Raw genomic sequence first — 23,756 nt, forward strand, 5'->3', positions numbered from 1 at the left:
CGCTTTTGTATACCGGCCATAACTTTTTTGTAGCGTTCATTATACAGAGGACCACCTTCAAACTCAATTTCTTTGAGCAGAGTTGTAAAGCATCACTCGCCTGGCCCTAGCTACACCACAACGTGATCACTTCGCTAAACCGGCATTTGCTGCTTAACAACCACAAATTGTTCGTAAAAAAAAATAACCAATGAATGTGTTCGTAAAAAAAACAACAGTCCTTTTTTGCCTGCTCTTACTTTTTATACCGAAAATATCGGTGGCGCAGGATGAAAAATTCCAGGCAATCTTTCTCTATAAGTTTATAGAGAACATTAACTGGCCCGATGCGAGAAAAAATTTAGTGGTAGGCATTGTGGGAGAAACGCACGTGCAAGACGAGTTCGAAAAAATACTTCAAACACGTAACAACAGTACAATATCGGTAAAGAAAATTACATCGACAGAAGCAGCTACATGCGACATCGTGTTTCTGCCCGAGAAGCAAAATTCGATGTTCAACTCCATCGTGGAGAACACCAGTAAGAAAAGTATACTGATTGTTACAGAAGCTGCCGGCCTCACCAAGAAAGGAGCCTGCATCAGTTTTCTGAAAGAAAAGAACAAGCTGGGATTCGCAGTAAACAAATCAACACTTGATCTGCGCAGCCTCCGGGTATCAAGCACCCTGCTCAACCTGAGTCAACAGATTTGATATACACACAAACACACCAAATCAAAAAATGAAAATTAAACACGCATGAAAATAAGTTTACTCAATTTTAGCAACAAACAAACTGGTATGCGGCCAGCGCTGTTACATCTCGCAATAGCAAGTGCGCTGGCGTTGGTCAGCCATGTAACGCTGGCACAGGATAAAGCCGAGATTATTATTAAAGGTAAAATCTCTGACTATGCAACTAACCAATCGTTGCCCGGAGCCAGCATATATATAGAAGGAACTTCTAACGGTGCTACGACAGATGCAAATGGCGATTACTCTATTGTAATAACCGACCCAAATGCTACGCTGGTGTTTTCCTTCGTTGGTTACGATACTGAAAAAAGACAAGTTGGCGGGCAGACGACTATTGATGTAGCTTTGATACCAAGTCTGGAAATGTTAACACAAATTGTAGTGACCGGTTATGGCGAGCAAAAGAAAACAGACATTACAGGCTCGGTAAGTTCACTATCACCAACTACCTATAAAGATCAACCTGTCGTAACTACATCCGAAGCATTGCAGGGAAGAATAGCCGGTGTATCCGTACAAAATGTATCCGGTGCTCCGGGCGGAGAAGTAAAGATACGCGTTCGCGGCATGAACTCGATCAACTCCAGCAATGATCCACTCTATGTAGTAGACGGTGTCGCACTCTTTAGCGCAGGGCTGGGAGATATAAACGTAAATGATATAGAATCTATCGAAGTATTGAAAGACGCATCCGCTACATCGATCTACGGATCGCGCGGATCGAATGGTGTGGTATTGATTACTACAAAAAAAGGAAAAGCTGATCATACTAAAGTGGAGTATAATAGTTTTGTTTCGTTTAACACCGTTAGAAAAAAATACGATCTGCTGGACGCTGTTGGTTATGCCAAGCTGGCCAATCATATTGCCGGCAGCGATATATATCCTGATCCGGATGCACTTGCCGGAACGGGCACCGATTGGCAGGACGTTATATTTCGTACGAGTGTAACACAAAGCCACCAGTTATCTGCTTCCGGAGGAACTGAGAAAACGAGATACTATATATCCGGATACTATGTTAACCAGCCCGGTATCATTATCAATACAAACCAAAAGAAATATGCACTTCGTTCAAATATAGATACGAAGCTTAGCGAAAAGATCAACCTGAGCGTAGGCCTTTTCGTTTCGCACCAGAACTCGCATAATAATACCGATGCCGGTGACGGAGGTGTATCCATGGTAACACCAACTGTATCCTGGGGACCAACGGAAAGTATATATAGCAGCCCCGGGGTATATAACCGTACCAGTGCAACCGGATCACCTATATCTTCTAACCCGTACATGACTGCAAAGGAGCGGTTAAACGATGCAAAATCGAATACTTTCCTGATGAGCAGCACATTAAAGTACGACATAACGGACTGGCTATCGTACGACCTCGTATTGGGTGTAAATGCTAACCTCGGGAGCAGCGCTTATCTAACCAATCATTGGATATCGCCTACTAATCCAAGTTCAGGACAAAGCTCTTCCGAGAGCTACACGCTGCAAAACAGTAACATCGTAACATTCCACAAGATGTTTAATGATATCCATGACGTGAAGGTTACAGGCGTAGTGGAAGAAACATCAAACACTTATAAAGGTATATCTGCAAATGGTGGCGGGTTAACATCCGAAACTAACGGTTACTACAACTTGTCACTTAACAAAACACAGAGTATAAGTTCTTCCTATAGCAACTGGGGCTTGCTTTCGTATGTAGGTCGTCTTTCCTATGTTTTGAAAGATAGATACCTGTTCATGGCAACATACCGCATTGACGGCTCGTCTAAATTTCAAGGATCGAACAAGTGGGGATACTTTCCTTCTATAGCTGCCGGCTGGCGTCTTTCAGAAGAATCATTCATCCAGGATTTGAACGTCTTCACAAATCTGAAATTACGGGGAAGTTATGGTAAAACCGGTAACCAGGCAGTTACACCCTACAGCACCCTCGGTTTGCTTGATAAAAGTCAATCATCATACGGAACCACAACACTATATCCAGGGTATACGGTTGGAAATCCATCAAACCCTAATCTGAAGTGGGAAACTACTATTCAAACCAATGTTGGTCTGGAGATGGCTTTTCTCAACGGCAAGCTGAGCGCAACCATAGATTACTATGTAAAAAATACAAAGGATCTGTTGCTAAGCAAACCTATTCCCTATTATGATGGTGGAGGAAGTACATTGGTAAACCTGGGCAAGGTGCAAAACAGAGGATTGGAAGTTAGTATAAACGGAAACATAATTGAAACCGAAGAACTTTCATGGACAACTGGCCTTAACGTTACCTCTTACAAGAATAAAGTAGTAAGCTTAGGTGGAGATGATATTATCAACCTCGGGTACCAGGCACGTGGTCTTGTTAATACCAACATCCAGGTTGTTAAAGTGGGCGAGCCATTGGGAGCATTCTATCTTATACCATGGCAAGGTATATATCAACAGAATGAAGGTACGCATACAGCAGGAGAAGCTAAATATGAGGATGTAAGTGGTAACGGAACAATTGGTTCCGAGGATCGCAAAATCGCAGGTACCTCTACACCCAAATTCACCTTTGGTTTCAACAACAACGTACGGTATAAAAACTTTGAACTGAATATATTTATACAAGGCAGCGAAGGAAATAAAGTATTCAATGCTACGTATGCTGCGATCAGTGCATCTAACAGTACGGTAAAATATCCAACACTGGCGGCTGCAGCTGATTACTGGACACCGGAAAATACCGATGCTAAATTTGCCGATCCGGCTTCTCTTAATAAAACACAGATCGAGTCAACGCAGTTTTTACAGAATGGTAGCTATGTTCGCCTGAAGAACATCAGCCTGTCGTATAGCCTTCCGAAAGACATGTTAAAATTCGCCAGCCTGAAATTGACCGTAAGTGCACAAAATTTACTGACGATTACAGACTATATAGGCTTTGATCCGGAGATTACCTCTACAGGTTTATCGACAACCGGCACCAGCGATGCTTATGGAGGGTTTGATATAGGGGCATATCCTACCGCCAAATCACTCTCTGTAGGATTACAGGCAACATTCTAATTCGTATCATTTAATAACATTGAATAATTATATGAAAAAATATATAGCAATGGCAGGTTTGCTTTTCCTGTCATTCTCATGCTCCGATCTTCTCACCGAAGATCCAAAAGCAAGCTTAACAACCGAAGGCTTCTATAAAACTGCCAATGATCTTGATCTGGCAACAACAGGTTTATATAATCTCATTGGACTTACATTCAATCAAACTGCCGGCTTCGCCTCAACATTTGGTGCCGATGATATGACCGCGAACCGGGATGGTAACAAAGCAGACTGGTCTGACTTTGATATATTTCGGGCAAGCTCTTCCAACAACCTGTTAAACTATTGGTGGGTTAATTTTTACAGAACTATAAAATCGAGCAACAACCTGTTGGCTAATTATACTAACGCTGCCGATGCTACGGAAACGGAGCTCAACAATACTGCCGGACAAGCTTACTTTTTACGCGGCATGAGCTATTTCTTTTTGACGCGCGTCTGGGGCGAGATTCCGCTGGTTACTGAGCCAACAATCGACTATACGACACAGAATGCATCGGTTGAAGCTATATATGCACAGATCGTCTCCGATCTTCAGCAGGCTGAAGCTTTGTTACCGGATACCTGGAAAGACGACAGCAAAAGATTCCAGAACGGTGTAAACATCGCTCCCACTGCCGGTTCGGCAAAAGCCATGTTGGCCAATGTATACTTAACCATGGCCGGATGGCCGCTGAAGCAAACCGATAAATATGCACTGGCAGCTGCCAAAGCAAAAGAAGTAATTGACAACAAAACCAAATATGGTTATGCACTTGTAGATATAAGTATTCTATGGAAGAAAGAAAATAACTTCAGCAGCGAAACGGTATATGGAATTTACTACAATACGAACATCGCAGAGTTTGTCTACCCGAACACCAATATGATGCTACTGGCCTATAGCCCGCAAGATGAAGGTGCATGGGGTGATGCCTATGGCGAACTGAATTTTTATAAGAAGTTTCCGAGTGGTCCGCGAAAAGAAGCGACCTATCAGATGGTATATTATCCGGGCAACGATCCTACCAAGGCGGTTGATTATACCAAGACAACCTACAAACATCCTTACTTCCAGAAATACAGGGACGATGCTGCTTTCAACCCGGTTAACCACGTAACATCAAACTGGGTTGGCAGCCATACTGTACCTATCATTCGGTATGCTGAAGTATTGCTAACCTATGCAGAAGCTAAGGCTATGGCAGATGGTGTTGATGCCACAGCGTATGATGCTATTAATGAAGTGAGAACACGTGCCGGTTTGAAAAACTTAACAACTGGTTTAACAGCAGCAGCATTCCGTGATTCAGTGGTAGTGGAGCGTGGCTGGGAATTTGCCGGTTGTGAACCCGCTGCGCGCTGGTTCGATCTGCAAAGAACAGAAACTGTAGCCAAAGCAAATTCATATCGCGATGCATCGGAGCAAGCCCTTGTCGGTAAACCAGATGATATTACACATGCATTTTACTGGCAGCCAATTCCGATCTATGATCAATTGCTGAACACAAACCTTGGAAATTAGTATTCGATAATTTTAGGACTAAAAAAATCCCGGTCTCATAAGGCCGGGATTTTTTTTATCCTCGTTCAAACTTGCGTCCAATGTTTATATAGCTTCGGTTATGTAAAATGGCCAGTATACGTACCTCCCTATATACTTGTAGAATAAAACCGAAGTGTTGTTTAATTCTATGAGTAGTATGTTATCAACAGATTTTGATATTGTGTTTAATATCACATAACGGTATAAAAGAAACAGTGTCGACTATTGTAACCGGCACTGTTTCTTTTTATACTACATCTTCATTGTAACGCCTGTGTGGATATTAAATCCTGACCTTCCGGGATACGAGTTTATATTCCTGCGTGCAAATTCAGGATAGTAAATTTTCTGATCCAGGAGGTTAATTCCGTAGCAGAACAGAGTTATATCTGGCATATTCGATTTCTCCAGGAACTCACGAAGCGACAATTGTACATTTGCCGTAAGGTAGTTGAATGCCTTTACTTTAGGATTGGCATCTACAGGTCTTCCAGAGAAATTGTTGGGCACATTCTCGGAAGAAAACTTAGCGCGTATATTTCCTCCTTTACTGTAATATGAGTTGAAAACACTTACCTGCAGGCCTCGGATATTCTTATAGTTTACACCGAGTTTGCCCATATATAACGGCGTACCAGAATAATCTTTATAGCCCAAATCATTTTCAGTAGTCTGCGATGCAAAAGATGCTAAACCACTCCATCGTGACGAAATATAAAATTTCGTTTCCGCCTCTATACCATGCGAATTCTGGTTACCTCTGTTCACAAACTGAGGCGTGTTCGGAATTTCATTTGAAGGATCTGCGGCCGATGTTCGTACAATTTGGTTGGACTGATCGCTATAGAAATAATTGACCGAAGCCTCGAACTTCTTTTTCACTAAAAAGAATTGAACTTCAGATGTATTAATTACTTCCGGCAATAGATTGGGATTGCCACGGATTACACCCGGTACATCAATGGCTTTCTCGCCACCGGGAGTTGCTGAGCGAAAAGCGCTACCATAAAGTAATTTACCACCTAAGCCTCGCTTCGTCTGTATGATCGCTGCAATGCGAGGACTATATTTCAAATCAACTCCGGTAACTTTATTGGCCTGCGCTCCGGCAACAATTTTCAGAAAATTGAAAGGAGAATATGCGAGTTGAGCATAGCCACTATACCAGGTTTCATTCCAGTCAGGCACAAAGTAATACCCGTCCGGATTTACAAATTCCCTGTTATTCGAAAATGCTGTACCATCCGCATTTTTTGTTTTATCCAACGCATTGCCGCGTTGACTATTCATTACTAAACCAACAATGGCCTTTAATTTTTTATGGAGCTTCAGGTTGTTAGACCATTCTGTAAGAATATCGTTACTCACGGTGATGACCGGCTTGTTTTTAAAATCAGCGCGTGCAATATCAAAGGAGGTCCGGTTGAATGTTACATTGATGGATGTAGCGTAGTATGGCGTAACATCTTTGCTATAGCCTACGTCTGCAAATAGTTTACTGGTATAGACTTCAAATGTTATAGGTGTAGCATTGACACCGCCACCTACCGGCACGAACCATTGGGCTGCATTGGGCATGGATTGAAGACGTGTGTGGCCGTAAAAGGTATTCAATGTAAATCCTTTATATGAACTGCTTACAACAGCCCCAAGACCAGTACGATCCAGATAAATTGTACGGGGCGGATTGATAATAGAATCATAGACCGGGTTACGTTTGCTTCTGATGATCGCATTTTCATCCCGGGCCGTAAATTTCCATCCGTCAGTACTATAAAAATTTATACTGGCATCTACAACAAGATGTTTATGCTTGACACCTGCTGAGATTGCCGTTTGACGCGTATTGAAACTTCCGTATCGTGTCGTGGTTTGAAAATTATTTTCAGTCGATTTTTTCAGAATTACATTGATCACGCCTGTAAACGCGTTGGTACCATATAACACAGAGCCCGGACCGCGTATAACTTCAACCCTCTCAACAACATTGAGTGGATATACATTAAAAATCTCAACCTGGTTTCCGCCAAGATAACTATCACGATAGGGTCGGCCATCGATCAGTACCAATACTTTGGTGGACCAATGTGCATTGGTCTCTCCGCGTATCACAGGCATATTGTTCGTCAGCACATAAGATCCCATCATATATAGTCCGGCTACGCGATCAAGTACTTCAGCGAGGTTGGCTGCGCCATACGATTCAATTTCCCGGGCCGTTACTACGGAGACAACCGCTGGTGCATCGCGCACCGTCTCTTCTGACTTGGAGGCTGTAGTTATTTTTGCGTGCAGCAATTCTTCCAGAGACATATCGTACAGTTCCTCATCGGAAACCTCAGCTTTATCTGCTTGCTCCTGCGCCAACAAAGAAGGCCCGCTTAAAATAAAAAAGCATGCTGCCGCTGGAATAATTACCCTTCGAACGAAAACAATGTAGAGTTGTTTCATAATCAATATATAATAAATATGTACTTAAATTTCTTTTCCAAGAGTTAGCAGTAAAGTCGACACCTTTAATCCCTTTTCATCCAGAGCATGCTTATTAACAATGAATCCCAGCTTATCTTCTCCTTGCAGGAAGCTTATACCTGCGCCCTTCCTCACAAAATCCGGTTCTTCCGTAATTACCAGTATACTTTTCGATTTAACATTCTCCATAACCCTGTTAAAAACAGCGTTATGTGTTTCAGGTACAAAAACCACATCACAAGTTGACACTTCGGACACCGTGATCTTCTGTGCGATAAGATTACTCACTGATCTCGCCTTCAGAATTTTCTGAAATTCATCAAGCACTTTGGTATCACCAATTATACCCACCCGAAGTTCTTTCCTAGAATCCGGCCAGTTAACATTGTCAATAAACTTATAAAGGAAAATCGCATGGAACTTTTCATTCTGGGCAGATACCACCAATGGCATGATTAACAAAAGCGCCAATATCGCGCGGCAGGTTGTTTCAGGTTGCAGTTTCATACGTATTATATTATCAATTACTTTATTTATATAAAACCTATTACTAGTATATATTTAATAGAATCATCCATCATCTATATATTACCTATACAAATGAAAACATTCTTTATCAATAAACTATTCAGGTTAATTGCACAGAGGAGTATCCGTATTTATACTTAACAAAAAAAAATAATACTATATACCCTAAGTATACCGCGTATGAATAATAGCACGGCTGGAACATTCCTATATATTTCGCACAACTTATCCAACATCAGAGAGACTACATCAAATAAGAACGCTCTTCACAGACAACGAAAAATAAAATAATGGGATATATTTTTAACAAAACAGATAAAAAACGAATAACGATTTAAATATTGATTTCACGCATAAACATTACAAAAGAAGTATTCACCATCATTTACTGCATTTGAAACTTCTGCCAGAATATTGCGCCCCCTGTTTAACATATACTGCTACTATTTTTAAGGGAGAACACGATTCACTCCCCACGATTCTGACAGGACAAAGATCAATTGATTTACAGAAACAGATTACCGAAAATCATTTTTTATTTATCAAAAAAAAATAGCATATAAATATCACCAGTAACAATTTAGTATAGTATATAATTATTGTTATTTCAGTACAATCAACGGGTATCCTGATAGCTAAGCAAATACGGAAAGATTTCTGATCATCTTAGTGTAGTCCTCATCGGTGAGAAATATAAAGTATGATGCGATCATGACGAACGAGAAATCGTATAGTGTAAGGGTAAATGCTATGATAAGATGAAACATCACTCCCATAATCAATAAGGGAAATCGGAATCTTCTGAACCAGATGAGTATTGCAAAAGCCAGCTCAAAGATGATCGTTGTCCAGGACAGCATACCGTTAACCAACGCATTTTCAACTATAGCACTTCCCCACACTCCTACCTGCTGCTCGCGTTGGGCGATCATAGCAATGGCTTCTCCCGTTCGCCACGACTCTGTTACCAGTTTATCCCACCCGGAAATAAAGTATATACATACTACGATCAATTGAGCCAGGATGACGGCTGCATTAAAACTTGTTGCCTGTAAATCTGAAAGTATAGAATGTTTTATGTATGGCCGCACGGTCATGAACACCATACAACCGGCCAGTACAAGCTGAACATTATCCGAGCCATTCATCACTGGAATATTGAGCCTGTATAGGTTAAAGATAATCCAGAAGAATAGTATTCCTGATATATAATTCCACGGAAGAATTACAAGAATAATCAGTACAGCCATGAAAGCTATATATATCAGATTCAAATGATCATTAGCCAATACCGATGGAAGAAAAATTATTTTTCCGATGAGCGAACCCGGCGTAGCAAACTCGTAATACGATACAAGGGTGAGCGATGTATTCCAGATAAAAAGAATCTTTACCAATGCGAATACAAGCATGGCCTTGCAGAAGATTGTCACTGCTTTCTGGTTATGCCTTGCAGATGACAGGTGTGTTATAAATTCAGCGAACAACACAACGGTCTGGATTAAACATTACATTCCATATAGTATCCGATTTGCCTATTGCATGTTTCTGCTGAAAGGAGTTATGAACATACAGAAGGTTTAAGGAATCTATAGCGCGCTCCTTCGGTATCAGTTCGGATATACTATAGCGATTCAAAAGACAGAGTTGTGTATTCAATTTTTCGCTGGTGGTTTTAGCAGGCCGATAGGCTTTTGCGAAGTAGCGCAGCAGATCATCGTGCCGTAAGTCGTTGTAGTGAAGTAATATAGGCCTCCCCTCACGATGTACCCGATCTGTATAGCAGGAAAATTCAGACCAGGAGCCGCCTTTTACCTTATAACGCATGTATAGGTGGGTGGACGAAGCGATACGATCTTCCGTAAAGAATGGTCCGATGAGAAATACGCGATGATACAGCAATCCCAGCGAGCTGGCATGTAGTATATATTTTCGCGGTGTTACCGTAAAATATATACAAAGCAATACATGAACAACCAGCAGCATAGCGACTATTGCTGCTATACGTTTACGGAACGTTTGAGGATCGTGTGTATTCACACTAAAAATTAGTAATAACGTTTCGCTCCTGCAAACTAATCGACTTTAACGCCCAGATTGTCGCCCAACAGTCCGAACTGTTTGATCCACTCTGCGGTATGACCGTTATGTTCCTTATGCTGCACCGACATTTCGAAATAAAGATTTTGTGTCTTATACAGATTCGGGTTGATCTTGAAATCACGCAACAGCGGGAACAACCGGTTCAGGCGTTCAATGCGTCTTATCGTCTGGCCTTCGGCATGGATACGTTTCAATTCCTTGAATATACTTTCACCAGCCAGTCGCTCTACCCTTCCGGTGTCTTCAATGGCGAGTTTCCATTTGGACAACTCACTCATGATGCGCTCCACCTGGCGTATGTTAATCTTGTCGGTTTGGAAACAACGAACCAGGTCGGCATTCAATATATACTCAAAGGTAGTTCGGTACGCGTTTGGTATAGGCGTATCGTTGTTGGCAAGTGCATTTACCAGCGGGTAATCGCGGTTGTATATTCTGCGCAGCGATTCTTCAAGGTCATTCATACTCTGCTGCGTGATCAGGTTGAATACCTTCCGCTTCTCATCCTGGAACAATTGCCAGATGGTATATTTCTCTGAGCCAAAGTATGTTTGCATCAACCCGATAATATCTCCGAGACGACCTTCGTCAAATGCTTTTACGACCTGTTCCTGCATCGTTGTAAATATATCGGCATCCATATCCAGGGATATATTACCGATAATATTATGCTGGCCCATGTATATAACGGCAAACGCGAACTTCTTCTGCGAACGTGTTACATTCGAGCGTACACGCGTTACCCCTATCACAAGCTTTTGTTCACCGGCCTCTTTACGAATAAAGATTTCATTTTGCGTAGTATAGTTGAATACCGGGAATGATTCGGGATCTTCTTCAAAGATGGAAGCCACAGCATAGTGCATACCCACACGCTGCAGGTTTGTTTTAGCAGGCAGTACATACTTGCGGTATATCTGCGCACCGTTCTCCAGCGAAGACACATTGCTGGGTGCTGTTACAAGTCGCTTGAGGAAATCTTCTTCGAGGTGTGTCTCGCTGATCTGACTCACCAACTGTATCGCGCGACATGCGTACTGCATGATCTGCGTTGTCTCAATGCCGGAGATCTCATCAAAGAACCAGCCACAACTGGTATACATCAGCATGGCATGACGCTGTACTTCCATGAGGCGGAGTACATGGTTCTGCTCCACATCGCGCAGGCAATGTTCTTTTAAAAATTTTCGAATGTTATCATCGTTTCGCTCGAGTATAACATTGATATAGTCTTCGCGTGCTTTCCAGGGATCTTTCAATACTTTGGAAGCTTCGCGTTCGAAGATCAATCCGAGCTCATCGCGCAGCCAGTCCAATGATTCGCGTAGCGGTTTACGCCAGCGTTGATTCCAGTTCGGTTTACCTCCTGAATTACAGCCGCAGTCATTACGCCAGCGCTCTACACCATGCACACAACTCCACGAACTGTTTTCGTGAATCATGGCTTCGTAAACCGGTGGAAATTTCGCGAGGAATTCTGCGTAGTTGGTGAGACTCGATTCGGAATTCCGCTCAATATGATCAAGACAAAACGCCAACGCCATGTCGCCGTGTTTGTGATGATGACCGTACGTTTCGCCATCCGTAGCAATATGTACAAGTTGTGCTTCACTGCGATCAGCAAACGATCCGAGTAAACGATCGGCAAACTTTTTACCATCGTATAGCAGGCCATCAAAGGCTACACCCTGTGCGATCTGTCCATCGTAAAAGAATAGCGCTATACTTTTCCCGGAAGGTAATTTACAGGTATAGGGTCTTCGTGTGTCCAGGCTCTCCGTTGTAACATCGCTCCATTTGGTATCACCGAGTTTGCGTATAGCTTTAGCCTGGCGTGGCGCGAGTACGGTAAATTTGATTCCATGTTTTACAAGCAGCTCCAGCGACTCTACATCTACCGCTGTCTCCGCGAGCCACATGCCTTCGGGCAAACGTCCGAAGCGCGAAATGAAATCGCGGATGCCCCAGATGATCTGTGTCTCTTTATCGCGCTTATTCGCTAACGGAAGAATGATGTGATTATATACCTGCGCCATGGCAGAACCATGGCCTCCAAAGTTCTTCACGCTTTCGCGATCGGCTTCAATGATAGCATCGTATGTTTCTCGATCATATACCTGCATCCACGAGAGCAACGTAGCACCGAAGTTAAAACTGATGCGCGAGTAATTATTGATTATATTTTTGATAACGCCCTTCTCGTTGAGTATACGCGAAGCCGCGTTGGGCCCATAACACTCTGCCGAGATGCGTTCATTCCAGTCGTGATAGGGATGTGCTGAATCCTGGACCTCAATTACCTCTAGCCAGGCATTTTCACGGGGTGGCTGGTAAAAATGTCCGTGAATACAAATGTACTTTTCCAAAATCGTTAGTCGTTATCCGTTAATCGTTCTACGGGTGTGCGTGTGGTATATATAGCGGAAGATTTTCCTCTTCACTCTTCCTGCTGACGCGCGCGACCAACGTTTAACAGCTAACGGATAAATCTATTTATGTTCCAATGTCTTTCAGCTCAAACTCGTTCAATTCTCTTTCGAGCTTCAGAACCGTGATCGCGAGCGGAGGTAAAGTTAATGAAATGGAGTAATCCTGCCCATGATATTTAACTGGCGAAGTTGGTATTAAACCTGAATTTATTACATCACCTCCGTTATAACGTTTCAGATCAGAATTGAATACTTCTTTCCACTGTCCGCGATACGGTACACCGATACGATAGTGATAACGAACCTCCGGAGTAAAATTACACACCACCACGAGCAAGTCTTCTTTATGATCACTCAAACGTTGGAAAGCGATCACACTGTTGTCGCGATCGCCATAGTCGATCCATCGGAAACCTTTGTTATCAAATGCGTGCTGGTAGAGAGCTGGTTCGTTTTTATAGAACGCGTTGAGGTCGCGCATCAGCGTCTGCACACCTTTGTGTACATCGTATTGCAGCAAATGCCAGTCGAGACTCCGCTCGTGCGACCATTCCGATGATTGTCCAAATTCACCTCCCATGAACAAAAGTTTTGTTCCGGGGTGCATGAACATATAGCCATACAGCAAACGCAGGTTGGCAAACTTACGCCACTCGTCACCCGGCATTTTTCCGAGTATAGATCCTTTGCCATGCACCACTTCATCGTGCGACAGCGGCAACATGAAGTTTTCTGTGAACGCGTAAATTATACTAAATGTGATTTCATTGTGATGATACTTGCGATGAACGGGATCAAGTTGGAAAAAGTGAAGCGTATCATGCATCCATCCCATCATCCATTTTTGTCCGAAGCCGAGCCCACCGATATAGGTTGGCCTTGAGACACCCGTCCACGAAGTTGACTCTTCCGCGATCGTTACAGCATCGGGAAAATCTTTATACACCGCTTCGTTCATCTCTTTCAGGAACGATATCGCTTCGAGGTTTTCATTACCTCCGTATTCATTCGCAATCCACTCGCCATCCTTGCGCGAGTAATCGAGGTATAGCATGGATGCCACAGCATCTACGCGAAGTCCGTCAATGTGATAACGCTCCATCCAGAACATCGCATTGCTAATGAGGAACGACCGGACTTCATTACGACCATAGTTAAATATATAGCTCTTCCAGTCGGGGTGAAATCCTTTTCGTGGATCGGCATGTTCATAGAGATGCGTGCCATCAAATTTATAGAGACCATGTGCATCGCCCGGAAAATGAGAAGGCACCCAATCGAGTATAACACCTATACCGGCCCGATGGAAACAATCCACCATATACATGAAATCCTCCGGACTACCATAGCGACTTGTCGGAGCAAAATATCCTGTGAGCTGATAGCCCCATGAGCCATAGAACGGGTGTTCCATCAACGGAAGAAACTCCACGTGCGTAAAGCCCAGATCCTTTACATAGTCCACGAGTTCATGCGCCATCTCCGGATACGTCAATGCGCGGTTGTTCTCTTCCGTCTTGCGCCTCCACGAACCAAAGTGTACTTCATAAACCGAGTAAGGCTTCGGTTTACCCGCGAGTTGTCTGCGGTGTTCCAGCCACTCCTGGTCTTTCCATTCATACTTGGGCTCCCACACAATAGAAGCCGTGCGAGGCGGAGTTTCTGCATACGCGGCAAACGGATCAGCTTTCTCTACAAAGTCGCCTGTATTGGAATATATAGCGTATTTATAGGCCTCGCCATGTTTTATATCCGGAAAGAAACCTTCCCATACACCGGAGTGATCCCAGCGTGCACTGAGTTTATGTACACCATCACGCCAGTGGTTGAAATATCCGATTACCGATACCACCCGAGCATTCGGAGCCCACACCGCGAAGTAGGTTCCTTCCACACCGTTGTGTGTAACAACGTGCGCACCCATCTTTTCATACAACTTGTAATGTTTACCTGATTTGAACAGGTATATATCATACTCTGTAAATAAACTGAAATGCCCGTCATCAACTACCGGAGTGCTTTCAGTCTGTTTCGTTTTCTTTGCCATGGTGCCGTGGATTGCTTCAAAAAAAAATTACCAATACAAAAGTAAGAGTCGCTATACCAATCAGCTCGCACATCCATCCTCACCCTGCTATATATCTTACTTCTTAATATCTTACTTCTTAATATCTTACTTCTTACTTCTGAATTCTTCTAAATTCTTCACTTCTTCCTTGTCTCCTTCCTCTCCTCCTTCTCCTCCTGGAACCGCTTCATGTGATAGTAAATCCCCCGCAATGGAATTACTGTCCAATCCGGGCGACCGTTCAGCTCATAGCCAAGTTCATAGATCGCCTTTTCGAGTAGAAATGTCCTCAGCAGGATATCATGCTCTTCCGATAATACCGTGCCCATTCCCATACGATCCATGTAGGATCCTAAATAATAGCGCCCGATATAGTGTTGCCACTGTTCTGCCCATGATTCCAGGAACTCCAGGTCGCGGTCGCGGTAATTTTCGTTGAGCAATATTTTTCCGAAGGCTGCATAGTGAATGGAGCGCATCATACCCGCTACGTCTTTCAGCGGACTGCGTTTCAAACGTCTTTCACTGAAAGCCAGCCCCGGTTCGCCCTCGAAATCAATGATCACAAAATCTTTACCCGTAAACAACACTTGTCCCAAATGGTAATCGCCGTGGATACGTGTTTTAACGGCTGTAATCTTTACCTGGTATATTTCGCTGAAGCACTCGAGTATATCATCTTCCAGTGCGAGTATCTTTTTAGCAAGCTCCTGTACCTGCGGATCAAGTTTGGGCAATGTAGCCTCCAGCAGGCTGAAACGATCGCGCACCATTTTACGCAACGATGAATACATGGAGCGCTGGTAGTTTGCTGTAAACTTCTCGGTTGTAAAAGCAGGGTTTGATGCATCAGACGCGAGCGCTATATGCATCTCGGCAGTGCGTTGTCCTAAACGCACAATGCGTTCATAGAAACCACGACCAATCAACTCCTGTATGATCTCCGGTGAGTCTTCAAATTTTATAGCAGAACGGTTGATGAGCTTGGGTAATTTTACTGCTTTACCTTTCGCCATTACACGCTCATAGAAACGCCCGACTGAATCCACAGACATCGCCCACGCTTCACCCTGGTTCTCTACTTTCTCCTGCAGCAATCCGAATACAATCGTGTTGCCTTCGCTATCGTGATACTCAATGCTGCCCGCATATTTAGGACAGTTCTGAAATGTAGTATGCTCGGATAAGAAGCGGATAATTTCCAGATCAGGATTAATCTCTTTCTCCAATTTACGATAGAACTTGAAGAAGTACTCGTCATTATAGATGATCGCGGTGTTACTCTGATCGGTCTTCAGGATCTTCGAGTCTACTTTTTTATTCTTGCCCAGTTTGGCGAATACACTTGAGTTGAATTCAAGTTCGCCACCACTATCATCTTTCAACCGCACTTCTTTCTCCATGCTCATGAACAGGAAGTCGCGGAAAACTTTATCGTAACTGCTATCCATGATAAAGCCGGAACGGCCCTGTATCTCGGCACGGCACACTACACTTTGCACGGTATATTCCACGCGCTCGAGGATATTATCAGACGGCACAAAGGTGAGCGGCAGGAAATATAGCTCTGGCAAACGCTGCACGTAATGTACTTCGATGATGGTGAGGTAATGCGTATCACCCTCCACCTTCATCGGTATAGTTTTATGAATAGCGATCTTGCTGATCACTTTTGCTTTACCGCCAAACCACCGGCACTTACGCATGAACGGTGGCAGAATTTTTCGTTCCAGGTTACGTACTTCGTTATAGTTATCGAGTAAACGTTCCCACGATATATCGGTGCGTATCAGCGGTAACTCTCCGCTGGCATCGGCTTTCTCTTTCTTCTCCGGTGTATCAGCCTGGAACCAGAAGTATCCATAAGGACCAATGGTAATCGGGTAATCACCATCGCCTACATTCATGAAACGATTCTGACTGAATGCTTCCGTCATATCACAATCTCTGAACTCGGCCAGATTCAATATAGCGGCCTGCGAAAACTGTGAAAGGTTTGCCACAACGATGATCTGTTGCTTCTCATCGGTACGCGCAAAGGCCAGCACTTTGGCGTTGTTACTCTCAATGAATTTCATGGTGCCTCGTCCGAAGATATTGAGGCGTTTGCGCATAGCCATAACGTGTTTTAACCACCATAGCAGCGAAGAAGGATTCTCTTCTTCAGTAGCCACGTTTACAGATTCATAACGATATACCGGGTCGGTAATAATGGGCAGGAACAAGCGCTGCGGGTTCGCGGTAGAGAAACCTGCGTTGAGGTTCATGTTCCACTGCATGGGCGTGCGTACACCAAAGCGATCGCCCAGGTATATATTATCGCCCATACCGATTTCATCGCCATAGTATATAACTGGTGTACCGGGCAATGAAAATAATATAGTATATAAAAGTTCGATCTTTCTGCGATCGTTGTTCAGCATGGGAGCCAAACGTCTGCGTATACCGGTATTTACTTTGGAGTTCGGATCGCTCGCATAGGCTTTGAGTAAATAATCTTTCTCTTCTTCCGTTACCATTTCCAAACCGAGTTCATCGTGGTTCCGGAGGAAAACAACCCACTGGCAATTGGGAGGTGTTACAGGCGTTTGCTCAATGATGTCAACAATCGGGTAACTGTCTTCTGTACGCAGCGCGAGGAACATGCGCGGCATCAGGGGAAAGTTAAAGTTCATGTGGCACTCTTCACCTCCACCAAAGTAAGTTGCTGCATCTTCAGGCCAGAGGTTGGCTTCGGCAATGAGTACTTTATCTTTATAGTTCTTATCGATGTGCGCACGAAGCTTCTTGAGGAACACGTGTGTCTGCGGAAGGTTCTCGCAGCTGGTACCTTCTTCTTCAAAGAGAAAAGCAACCGAGCCTAAGCGAAATCCATCCACACCTAACTTCATCCAGAAGTCAACCACCTTGATCATTTCCATTTGTACTTCGGCATTCTCGAAGTTCAACTCGGGTTGATGGCGGTAGAAACGATGCCAGTAGTAGGCGCGCGCTTCGGTGTCCCATGTCCAGTTGGATGCTTCGGCATCGGAGAACATGACACGCGCTTCTTTGTAGCGATCGGTCGTGTCACTCCATACATAGAGATCGCGATAGCGTGAGCCTGCCTTCGCTTTGCGCGAGCGCTTGAACCACGGATGCTGATCGGACGTATGATTGAGTATAAGTTCAATGATAACGCGTATACCTCTGCGGTGTGCTTCTTTCAGAAATTGTTTGAAGTCAGCGAGTGTACCATAATCCGGATGGACATCGGTATGATCGGACACGTCAAAGCCATCATCTTTTAACGGTGATGGATAGAATGGCAGTAACCACAAGGTATTGATACCAAGATCTTCGAGATAATCCAGCTTCTGGATCAACCCGGGAAAATCTCCTATACCATCGCCATTGCTATCGTAAAATGCGCGAACCGATACTTCGTAAATGACTGCGTCCTTAAACCAAAGAGGTTCTCCGGATTTGATAGGTGTACTCATGTGTTACATATATGATTCGTGTACTGCCAGTCTGAACAAATGAAATGGCATTTTATAGGGATCGATCTCCACATAGTTCCACTCCTGTGTCCAGGTATAGTGATCATCCGTCATCAGGTCATGCAGTTTTACATTGACGCGATCACCGATGTTCAGAATGTGCTTGGGTAATTGTACATAGCCTGACTGACGGCCATGCGGATCGAGATTTACCACAACGAGTATAATGCTGGAAAGATCATCTGTAGCTTTGAGATACGCGAAGAGGTTCGGATTCTCGATAAAACAGAAATGAATGTTCCAGGTTGATTGAAGAGCGGCATGTTCTTTACGCGCGCGGTTTACAATCGTAATGATGTCGGTCATTCGATTGGTGCGCTTCCAGTCGTGCTGCTTGATTTCGTATTTCTCGGAATTATAGTATTCTTCTTTGCCTTCCGTCGGCACGTTGTCGTAGAACTCGTAGGCCGGACCATACATACCATAGTTGGATGACAATGTAGCGGCCAGTGCAAAGCGGATGATAAATACATTCTCTCCCTGGTGCTGCAAATGCCACGGAAGTATATCCGGTGTGTTCGGCCAGAAATTCGGACGGAAGTAATTGCGCGATGGGCCGTATACCAGCTCATTCATATACTCCGTCAGCTCGGCTTTACTCACGCGCCAGGTAAAGTATGTATAACCTTGTGTGAACCCGATCTTGGCAAGCGAAGCCATGATTCGCGGACGTGTAAATGCTTCTGATAAGAAGATTATATCCGGATATAGTTTATTCACTTCGGCAATTGCCCACTGCCAGAATGGTATAGGCTTGGTATGTGGATTATCGACACGGAATATTTGTACGCCCTGATCGATCCAGAAGGTGATCACCGATTTCAACTCCTGCCACAGCGCTATCCAGTCGTCTGTCTCAAAATTAAAAGGGTATATATCCTGGTATTTCTTCGGGGGATTTTCAGCATACTGTATCGTTCCATCCGGACGTTGTTTGAACCACTGGGGATGTTCTTTTACATACGGATGATCGGGCGCGCATTGAAACGCAAGATCTAGTGCTATATCGATGTGATATTTTTTTGCCTCCTGGATCAGTCGTTTGTAATCGTCTAACGTGCCCAGCTCCGGGAGTATAGATTTATGTCCACCTTCATCACTGCCAATGGCCCACGGTGAACCCGGTTCGCCCGGCTCTGACTTTACATTGTTATTTTTACCCTTGCGGTTTACTTTACCGATAGGATGTATAGGCGGAAGATACAGTACATCAAAACCCATGGACGCTACACGCGGCAACAGTTTGATAACATCCTGAAACGTTCCGTGTTTACCTTCGAGCGATGCGGACCGTGGAAACAATTCATACCAGGTAGAGAAGTTTGCTTTTTTATGCTCTACTACCACCGGCAGTACTTTATCATACTGTGTTTCGAATTCAATAAGCGGGTAATGATGCACGATTTCTTTAAACTCTTCGCTGAGTACATGCTCCACGGCTGCGTTATAGTGCTCTTCGAGTTTTTTAGCTGCGTGCTGCAGTTCATTATTCCTATCGCCAGCGAGTTTCTTCAGCATGATAACGCCTTCGAGCAATTCTGTTCTTACATCAACATGCGCAGCTGCTTTCTTTTTGAATCCGTCATACCAGGTTTCGAGATGATCTACCCACGCTACCACAGTAAACAGATATATACCTCTTTGCTGCACGTAAAAAGAACCCTTCCATGAATCGTTCATTACAGGCAGCATCTCCACAATACTCCATTCGGCATCACCATCGCGTTTATACCATACGTGCGCGCGGATGTGATCATGACCATCGCCAAATATATCAGCCGTAACATCTACCCGTTCACCAACGGTTCGCTTTGCCGCGTACAACCCTCCGTCTACCTGCGGCTGCACGTTTTCAATCATTACTCTGGACTGTCCTCTGTGTTCTTGCATCGGGCTAATTTTTAATGAACGTTTACTATCAATCGGGTAGCGTTCTATACTTTTTATATATCCATAATTATATACCCTGCCCTATTTTATCTTGAAGATAAACGAGCTATAGGGTTTCAGTGTTAATTGAAACGCGAGGTTCTGGTCGAAACCAACCTCTGCCTCCCTCCATAACAAGTCGCGGGCTATATAGTTTGCGGCCGGGTCTAATCCGGCACGGGTAAATATATCTTTGGGCACCTGCACTTTTACCGGGAGCGGTGCAGCGTTAAAGCTCGTCAGTATCAGCAACCGTTCCTCGCCAGCGAAGCGCATAAAGGCGTGTACTTTATCTGTAAAATTACCAGCTGCTATATTGGATGCTGTCAGGTCTGCATATTCACCATCCACTAGCGCAGGATTTTTAGAAGACAGCGTTAACAGGTCGCTATAGAATGAACGAAGCTGTTTCTGTTCCATCGACAGCGAGTCGCCATCGAACTTGCCACCGTTCATCCATTTCTGATGTTGAGGTACACCCCAGTAATCAAAGATGGTGGTGCGACCATCTTCACTTGAAAATCCTTCGGCACCGGCACCGGCCTCTCCTACCTCTTGTCCAAAGTATATCATTACCGGACCATTGTCCAATGTAGCGCTGATCACCATGGCTGGTATAGCTTTCCACGGATCGCCCGCGAAGAACGGTGACGCGATGCGTTGTTCATCGTGGTTCTCCAGGAAGTGCAGCATGTTCGGGTGTATATTCTCCTGTGTCTGGTATATAGCATGGATATCAGCTGTGCTACGCTCACCGCGCACCAGTAAACGCAATGTATCGTATAGCTGTACCTTATCATACAGGTAATCGAACTGACCGTTGTTGATGTAGTTGTTGTACTGTGCCGGGTTATATATCTCGGCAATGAAGACTATATCTTTATTTACTTCCTTCACCTGTGGTATAGCCCAGTTCCAGAATTCAACCGGCACCATCTCGGCCATATCGCAGCGAAAGCCATCGACTTTTTTATTCGCCCAGAACACCAGTATATCTTTCATCTTTACCCACGTGTCAGGCACCGGATCGAAAAATGTTCTGCGCCCGTTCTGAATGTCTACACCGTAATTCAGTTTTACGGTCTCAAACCATTCGTTTACTCCAGGGCTTGCTGTAAACTGATCGTTGCCTGTAACTTTCGCAGGTGTCTCATCATATTTACCATCGAGCGTGGGGAATGCATTCGGGCCAAGCGGTTTATAGCCTGCCGGTACATGGAATGATTGTCCGGGTAAATAGTAAAAATTATTCGAGGCACTGAACGCTACATTTTTATCATCGGTTTCACCGAGGTCTTTTACACCGGCCGGTTTCTTATCCGATTTATAGGAGCGCGCTACATGGTTCGGTACAAAGTCGATGATCACTTTTAAACCTTCGGCATGCGTGCGATCTACCAGGTGTTCAAACTCAGTCATGCGATTGCCAACATCGTTGGCCAGATCGGGATTAACATCGTAGTAATCTTTGATAGCATACGGTGATCCGGCACGTCCTTTCACTACATCGGCATCGTCCAGTGCTATACCATATTTCGTATAGTCTGTCAGTACAGCATGTTCAATAACACCGGTATACCACACGTGCGTGATGCCCATTGTTTTTAACGACCGCAGTGCAGCCGGATTAATATCGTTGAACTTACCCACACCATTTTCTTCGATGGTACCATAGGGTTTGTTCGTTGTATTTTTATTTCCAAAAAGGCGTGTCATGAGCTGGTATATGACAACCTTCCCTGAAGACTTTTCCATAGGCATTACTGGTGGAATTTTCTCTTTTGATCTAGAACAGCATGCCAGCAGGCCGACTGTAAAAAGGAACACAAAAATTCTTCTCATAAAGACATGAAGATAATAAATTGAAAAGGATTACCGGAAGATTTGCGTTAATTGATCCTGTAGACAAAATTGATTTTAATATTAAGATTACTTGTTGTATGAATGTGATTCACAGTAGGTTTACACTGTTGTTACCCGCTATAGGCTGCTCCTTTACTTACTCCGCTTACCGGAGCGATACAGGTAGAATGCCAGCACAACAATACAAATAAGAAGGCCGAGGAATTCGCGCGACTCTTCGATGTAGAGGTGTTCCATTTTTGCCACATCATCAAACAGGGCTGACCGATCTTCCTGCTGCAGCCATTCCATTACTCCGGGTATATAGAACAAGCTATAGATGCCGTAAATGATCATCACCGCGAGAATGGCCTTGCGTGAGTAAACTTCGAACATGGCAGTAATGCAGAACACGGCCATTACTCCGTAGATCACAATCCAGAGAGCAGGATCAGGATCATTGAGTTGTAAAAAGGCAAAGCCCAGGAACATAATGGCCAGAATGAAGTTGACAACACGCATAGTGTATCGATAAGGTGAAACGTGGTGTCAAAGTAAAATAGCTATCGGTATAAAACAAAAATGTCGGGCATTTACACCCGACATCTTTACTATCTGAAAGTACAGAAAATTACAATATTGTTTTCAGGTACTTGGCGCTGGCACCAACACTATCGATCGGTGCCCCCGGATATGACTCCTGCTCTACATAGTAGTGCTTCATACCGGATTGTTTTGCTTTGGCGAAGATTGCTTTCCAGTCGATTGTACCGGTACCTACATCGGCATTACGGTTACGATCTTCCTTGCTCATATCTTTTACATGCCACTGCTCGAAGCGACCTGGGTGCTTCTCAAAATATTTGATCGGATCAAGACCGGCATTTACAACCCAGAAGATATCCATCTCCATGCCTACTTTCTTCGGATCAAGTTCGGCCAGCATAACATCGTATGGTATCTGTCCGTCAACTTGTTCGAACTCAAAGGCGTGGTTGTGATAGCCCAGGCGTATACCGTGCTTGTTACAGATCTCACCGGCTTTGTTCAACTCGCCACAAAGCTTCTTGAAGCTCTCGATCGAGCCGCGTTCTTCCTGCGCGATCCAGGGTACAACCATAAATGACTGACCGATAGATTTTGCATCCGTAACAGCCTTCTCCCAGTTGCCTCTTACAATGTCCCAGCCGTAGTGACCGCTCGTTACTTTCATACCGAGGCTCTTTACATATTTACCGAATTCTGCGAATTCCATTCCGAAAATCTTGCCATTGTTATAGCCATAAGTTTCCAATTCCTTATAGCCGAAGCTGGCAACTTTCTGTAACACACCCTTTGGATCGTTGGGTATAGTATCGCGCAATGTATACAATTGCAGTCCGAGACTGGATGCCGCCTTTACTTTGCCCGCTGCCAAAAAGGTAGGTAGCGAAAGAAGGCCCGCTGCCGCGAACGATGCTGTTTGTACAAACTCTCTTCTTTTCATGGT

Annotated in this window: 14 protein-coding genes; 3 read left to right on the top strand and 11 right to left on the bottom strand. The window is 44.1% G+C overall.

The features are described from left to right. Positions 1–190: 190 nt before the first annotated feature. The 3 genes from ACFQ21_RS01225 to ACFQ21_RS01235 are packed head-to-tail and all read left to right on the top strand — an operon-like array spanning position 191 to position 5,333. Positions 191–694: a YfiR family protein gene (locus ACFQ21_RS01225; RefSeq protein ID WP_377573654.1), complete on the top strand. Its 504-nt coding sequence runs from the start codon at positions 191–193 to the stop codon at positions 692–694. A 45-nt stretch (positions 695–739) separates the two neighbouring features. Beyond that, a complete protein-coding gene (locus tag ACFQ21_RS01230; protein ID WP_377573657.1) occupies positions 740–3,787 on the top strand; it encodes a SusC/RagA family TonB-linked outer membrane protein in 3,048 nt (1,015 codons plus the stop codon). Positions 3,788–3,818: 31 nt separating this feature from the next. Continuing rightward, on the top strand, positions 3,819–5,333 hold the full coding sequence (locus tag ACFQ21_RS01235) for a RagB/SusD family nutrient uptake outer membrane protein (RefSeq protein WP_377573659.1): 1,515 nt from the start codon (positions 3,819–3,821) through the stop codon (positions 5,331–5,333). Positions 5,334–5,606: 273 nt separating this feature from the next. Here the strand turns inward: ACFQ21_RS01235 and ACFQ21_RS01240 are convergent, their stop codons facing one another. The 11 genes from ACFQ21_RS01240 to ACFQ21_RS01290 form a co-directional block, all read right to left on the bottom strand. Beyond that, a complete protein-coding gene (locus ACFQ21_RS01240) occupies positions 5,607–7,805 on the bottom strand; it encodes a TonB-dependent receptor plug domain-containing protein (RefSeq protein WP_377573662.1) in 2,199 nt (732 codons plus the stop codon). A 24-nt stretch (positions 7,806–7,829) separates the two neighbouring features. After that, positions 7,830–8,333, bottom strand: a complete 504-nt coding sequence (locus ACFQ21_RS01245; RefSeq protein ID WP_377573665.1) for a YfiR family protein — start codon at positions 8,331–8,333, stop codon at positions 7,830–7,832. A gap of 656 nt (positions 8,334–8,989) precedes the next feature. Continuing rightward, positions 8,990–9,787, bottom strand: coding sequence for an HTTM domain-containing protein (locus ACFQ21_RS01250; protein WP_377573668.1), 798 nt, complete (start codon positions 9,785–9,787; stop codon positions 8,990–8,992). Between the two features lie 43 nt (positions 9,788–9,830). Next, on the bottom strand, positions 9,831–10,394 hold the full coding sequence (locus ACFQ21_RS01255) for a hypothetical protein (protein WP_377573671.1): 564 nt from the start codon (positions 10,392–10,394) through the stop codon (positions 9,831–9,833). 35 nt (positions 10,395–10,429) lie between these two features. Next, positions 10,430–12,823 (bottom strand): DUF3536 domain-containing protein, encoded by a 2,394-nt coding sequence (locus ACFQ21_RS01260; protein ID WP_377573673.1) that lies wholly within the window; start codon positions 12,821–12,823, stop codon positions 10,430–10,432. Between the two features lie 127 nt (positions 12,824–12,950). Continuing rightward, positions 12,951–14,933, bottom strand: a complete 1,983-nt coding sequence (gene glgB / locus ACFQ21_RS01265) for a 1,4-alpha-glucan branching protein GlgB (RefSeq protein ID WP_377573676.1) — start codon at positions 14,931–14,933, stop codon at positions 12,951–12,953. Between the two features lie 158 nt (positions 14,934–15,091). Next, on the bottom strand, positions 15,092–18,436 hold the full coding sequence (treS, locus tag ACFQ21_RS01270; RefSeq protein ID WP_377573680.1) for a maltose alpha-D-glucosyltransferase: 3,345 nt from the start codon (positions 18,434–18,436) through the stop codon (positions 15,092–15,094). Between the two features lie 3 nt (positions 18,437–18,439). Next, positions 18,440–20,386 (bottom strand): alpha-1,4-glucan--maltose-1-phosphate maltosyltransferase, encoded by a 1,947-nt coding sequence (locus ACFQ21_RS01275; protein ID WP_377573683.1) that lies wholly within the window; start codon positions 20,384–20,386, stop codon positions 18,440–18,442. 81 nt (positions 20,387–20,467) lie between these two features. After that, positions 20,468–22,141, bottom strand: a complete 1,674-nt coding sequence (locus tag ACFQ21_RS01280) for an alpha-amylase family glycosyl hydrolase (protein ID WP_377573686.1) — start codon at positions 22,139–22,141, stop codon at positions 20,468–20,470. A gap of 279 nt (positions 22,142–22,420) precedes the next feature. After that, entirely contained in the window at positions 22,421–22,789 is a 369-nt protein-coding gene (locus ACFQ21_RS01285; RefSeq protein WP_377573689.1) for a transmembrane 220 family protein, read from the bottom strand. Between the two features lie 109 nt (positions 22,790–22,898). Then, positions 22,899–23,753: a sugar phosphate isomerase/epimerase family protein gene (locus ACFQ21_RS01290; protein WP_377573692.1), complete on the bottom strand. Its 855-nt coding sequence runs from the start codon at positions 23,751–23,753 to the stop codon at positions 22,899–22,901. Positions 23,754–23,756: the final 3 nt, after the last annotated feature.

This window comes from Ohtaekwangia kribbensis (assembly GCF_042676245.1).
In the GTDB taxonomy this organism is placed as follows: Bacteria; Bacteroidota; Bacteroidia; order Cytophagales; family Cyclobacteriaceae; genus Ohtaekwangia; species Ohtaekwangia kribbensis.

Excerpts from the sequence above, each read along its gene's own strand:
- ACFQ21_RS01245 (WP_377573665.1), bottom strand. The coding sequence starts at position 8,333 with ATGAAACTGCAACCTGAAACAACCTGCCGCGCGATATTGGCGCTTTTG.
- ACFQ21_RS01235 (WP_377573659.1), top strand. The coding sequence starts at position 3,819 with ATGAAAAAATATATAGCAATGGCAGGTTTGCTTTTCCTGTCATTCTCA.
- ACFQ21_RS01225 (WP_377573654.1), top strand. The coding sequence starts at position 191 with ATGAATGTGTTCGTAAAAAAAACAACAGTCCTTTTTTGCCTGCTCTTA.
- glgB (WP_377573676.1), bottom strand. The coding sequence starts at position 14,933 with ATGGCAAAGAAAACGAAACAGACTGAAAGCACTCCGGTAGTTGATGAC.
- ACFQ21_RS01290 (WP_377573692.1), bottom strand. The coding sequence starts at position 23,753 with ATGAAAAGAAGAGAGTTTGTACAAACAGCATCGTTCGCGGCAGCGGGC.
- ACFQ21_RS01230 (WP_377573657.1), top strand. The coding sequence starts at position 740 with ATGAAAATAAGTTTACTCAATTTTAGCAACAAACAAACTGGTATGCGG.
- ACFQ21_RS01240 (WP_377573662.1), bottom strand. The coding sequence starts at position 7,805 with ATGAAACAACTCTACATTGTTTTCGTTCGAAGGGTAATTATTCCAGCG.
- ACFQ21_RS01275 (WP_377573683.1), bottom strand. The coding sequence starts at position 20,386 with ATGCAAGAACACAGAGGACAGTCCAGAGTAATGATTGAAAACGTGCAG.
- treS (WP_377573680.1), bottom strand. The coding sequence starts at position 18,436 with ATGAGTACACCTATCAAATCCGGAGAACCTCTTTGGTTTAAGGACGCA.
- ACFQ21_RS01280 (WP_377573686.1), bottom strand. The coding sequence starts at position 22,141 with ATGACACGCCTTTTTGGAAATAAAAATACAACGAACAAACCCTATGGT.
- ACFQ21_RS01285 (WP_377573689.1), bottom strand. The coding sequence starts at position 22,789 with ATGCGTGTTGTCAACTTCATTCTGGCCATTATGTTCCTGGGCTTTGCC.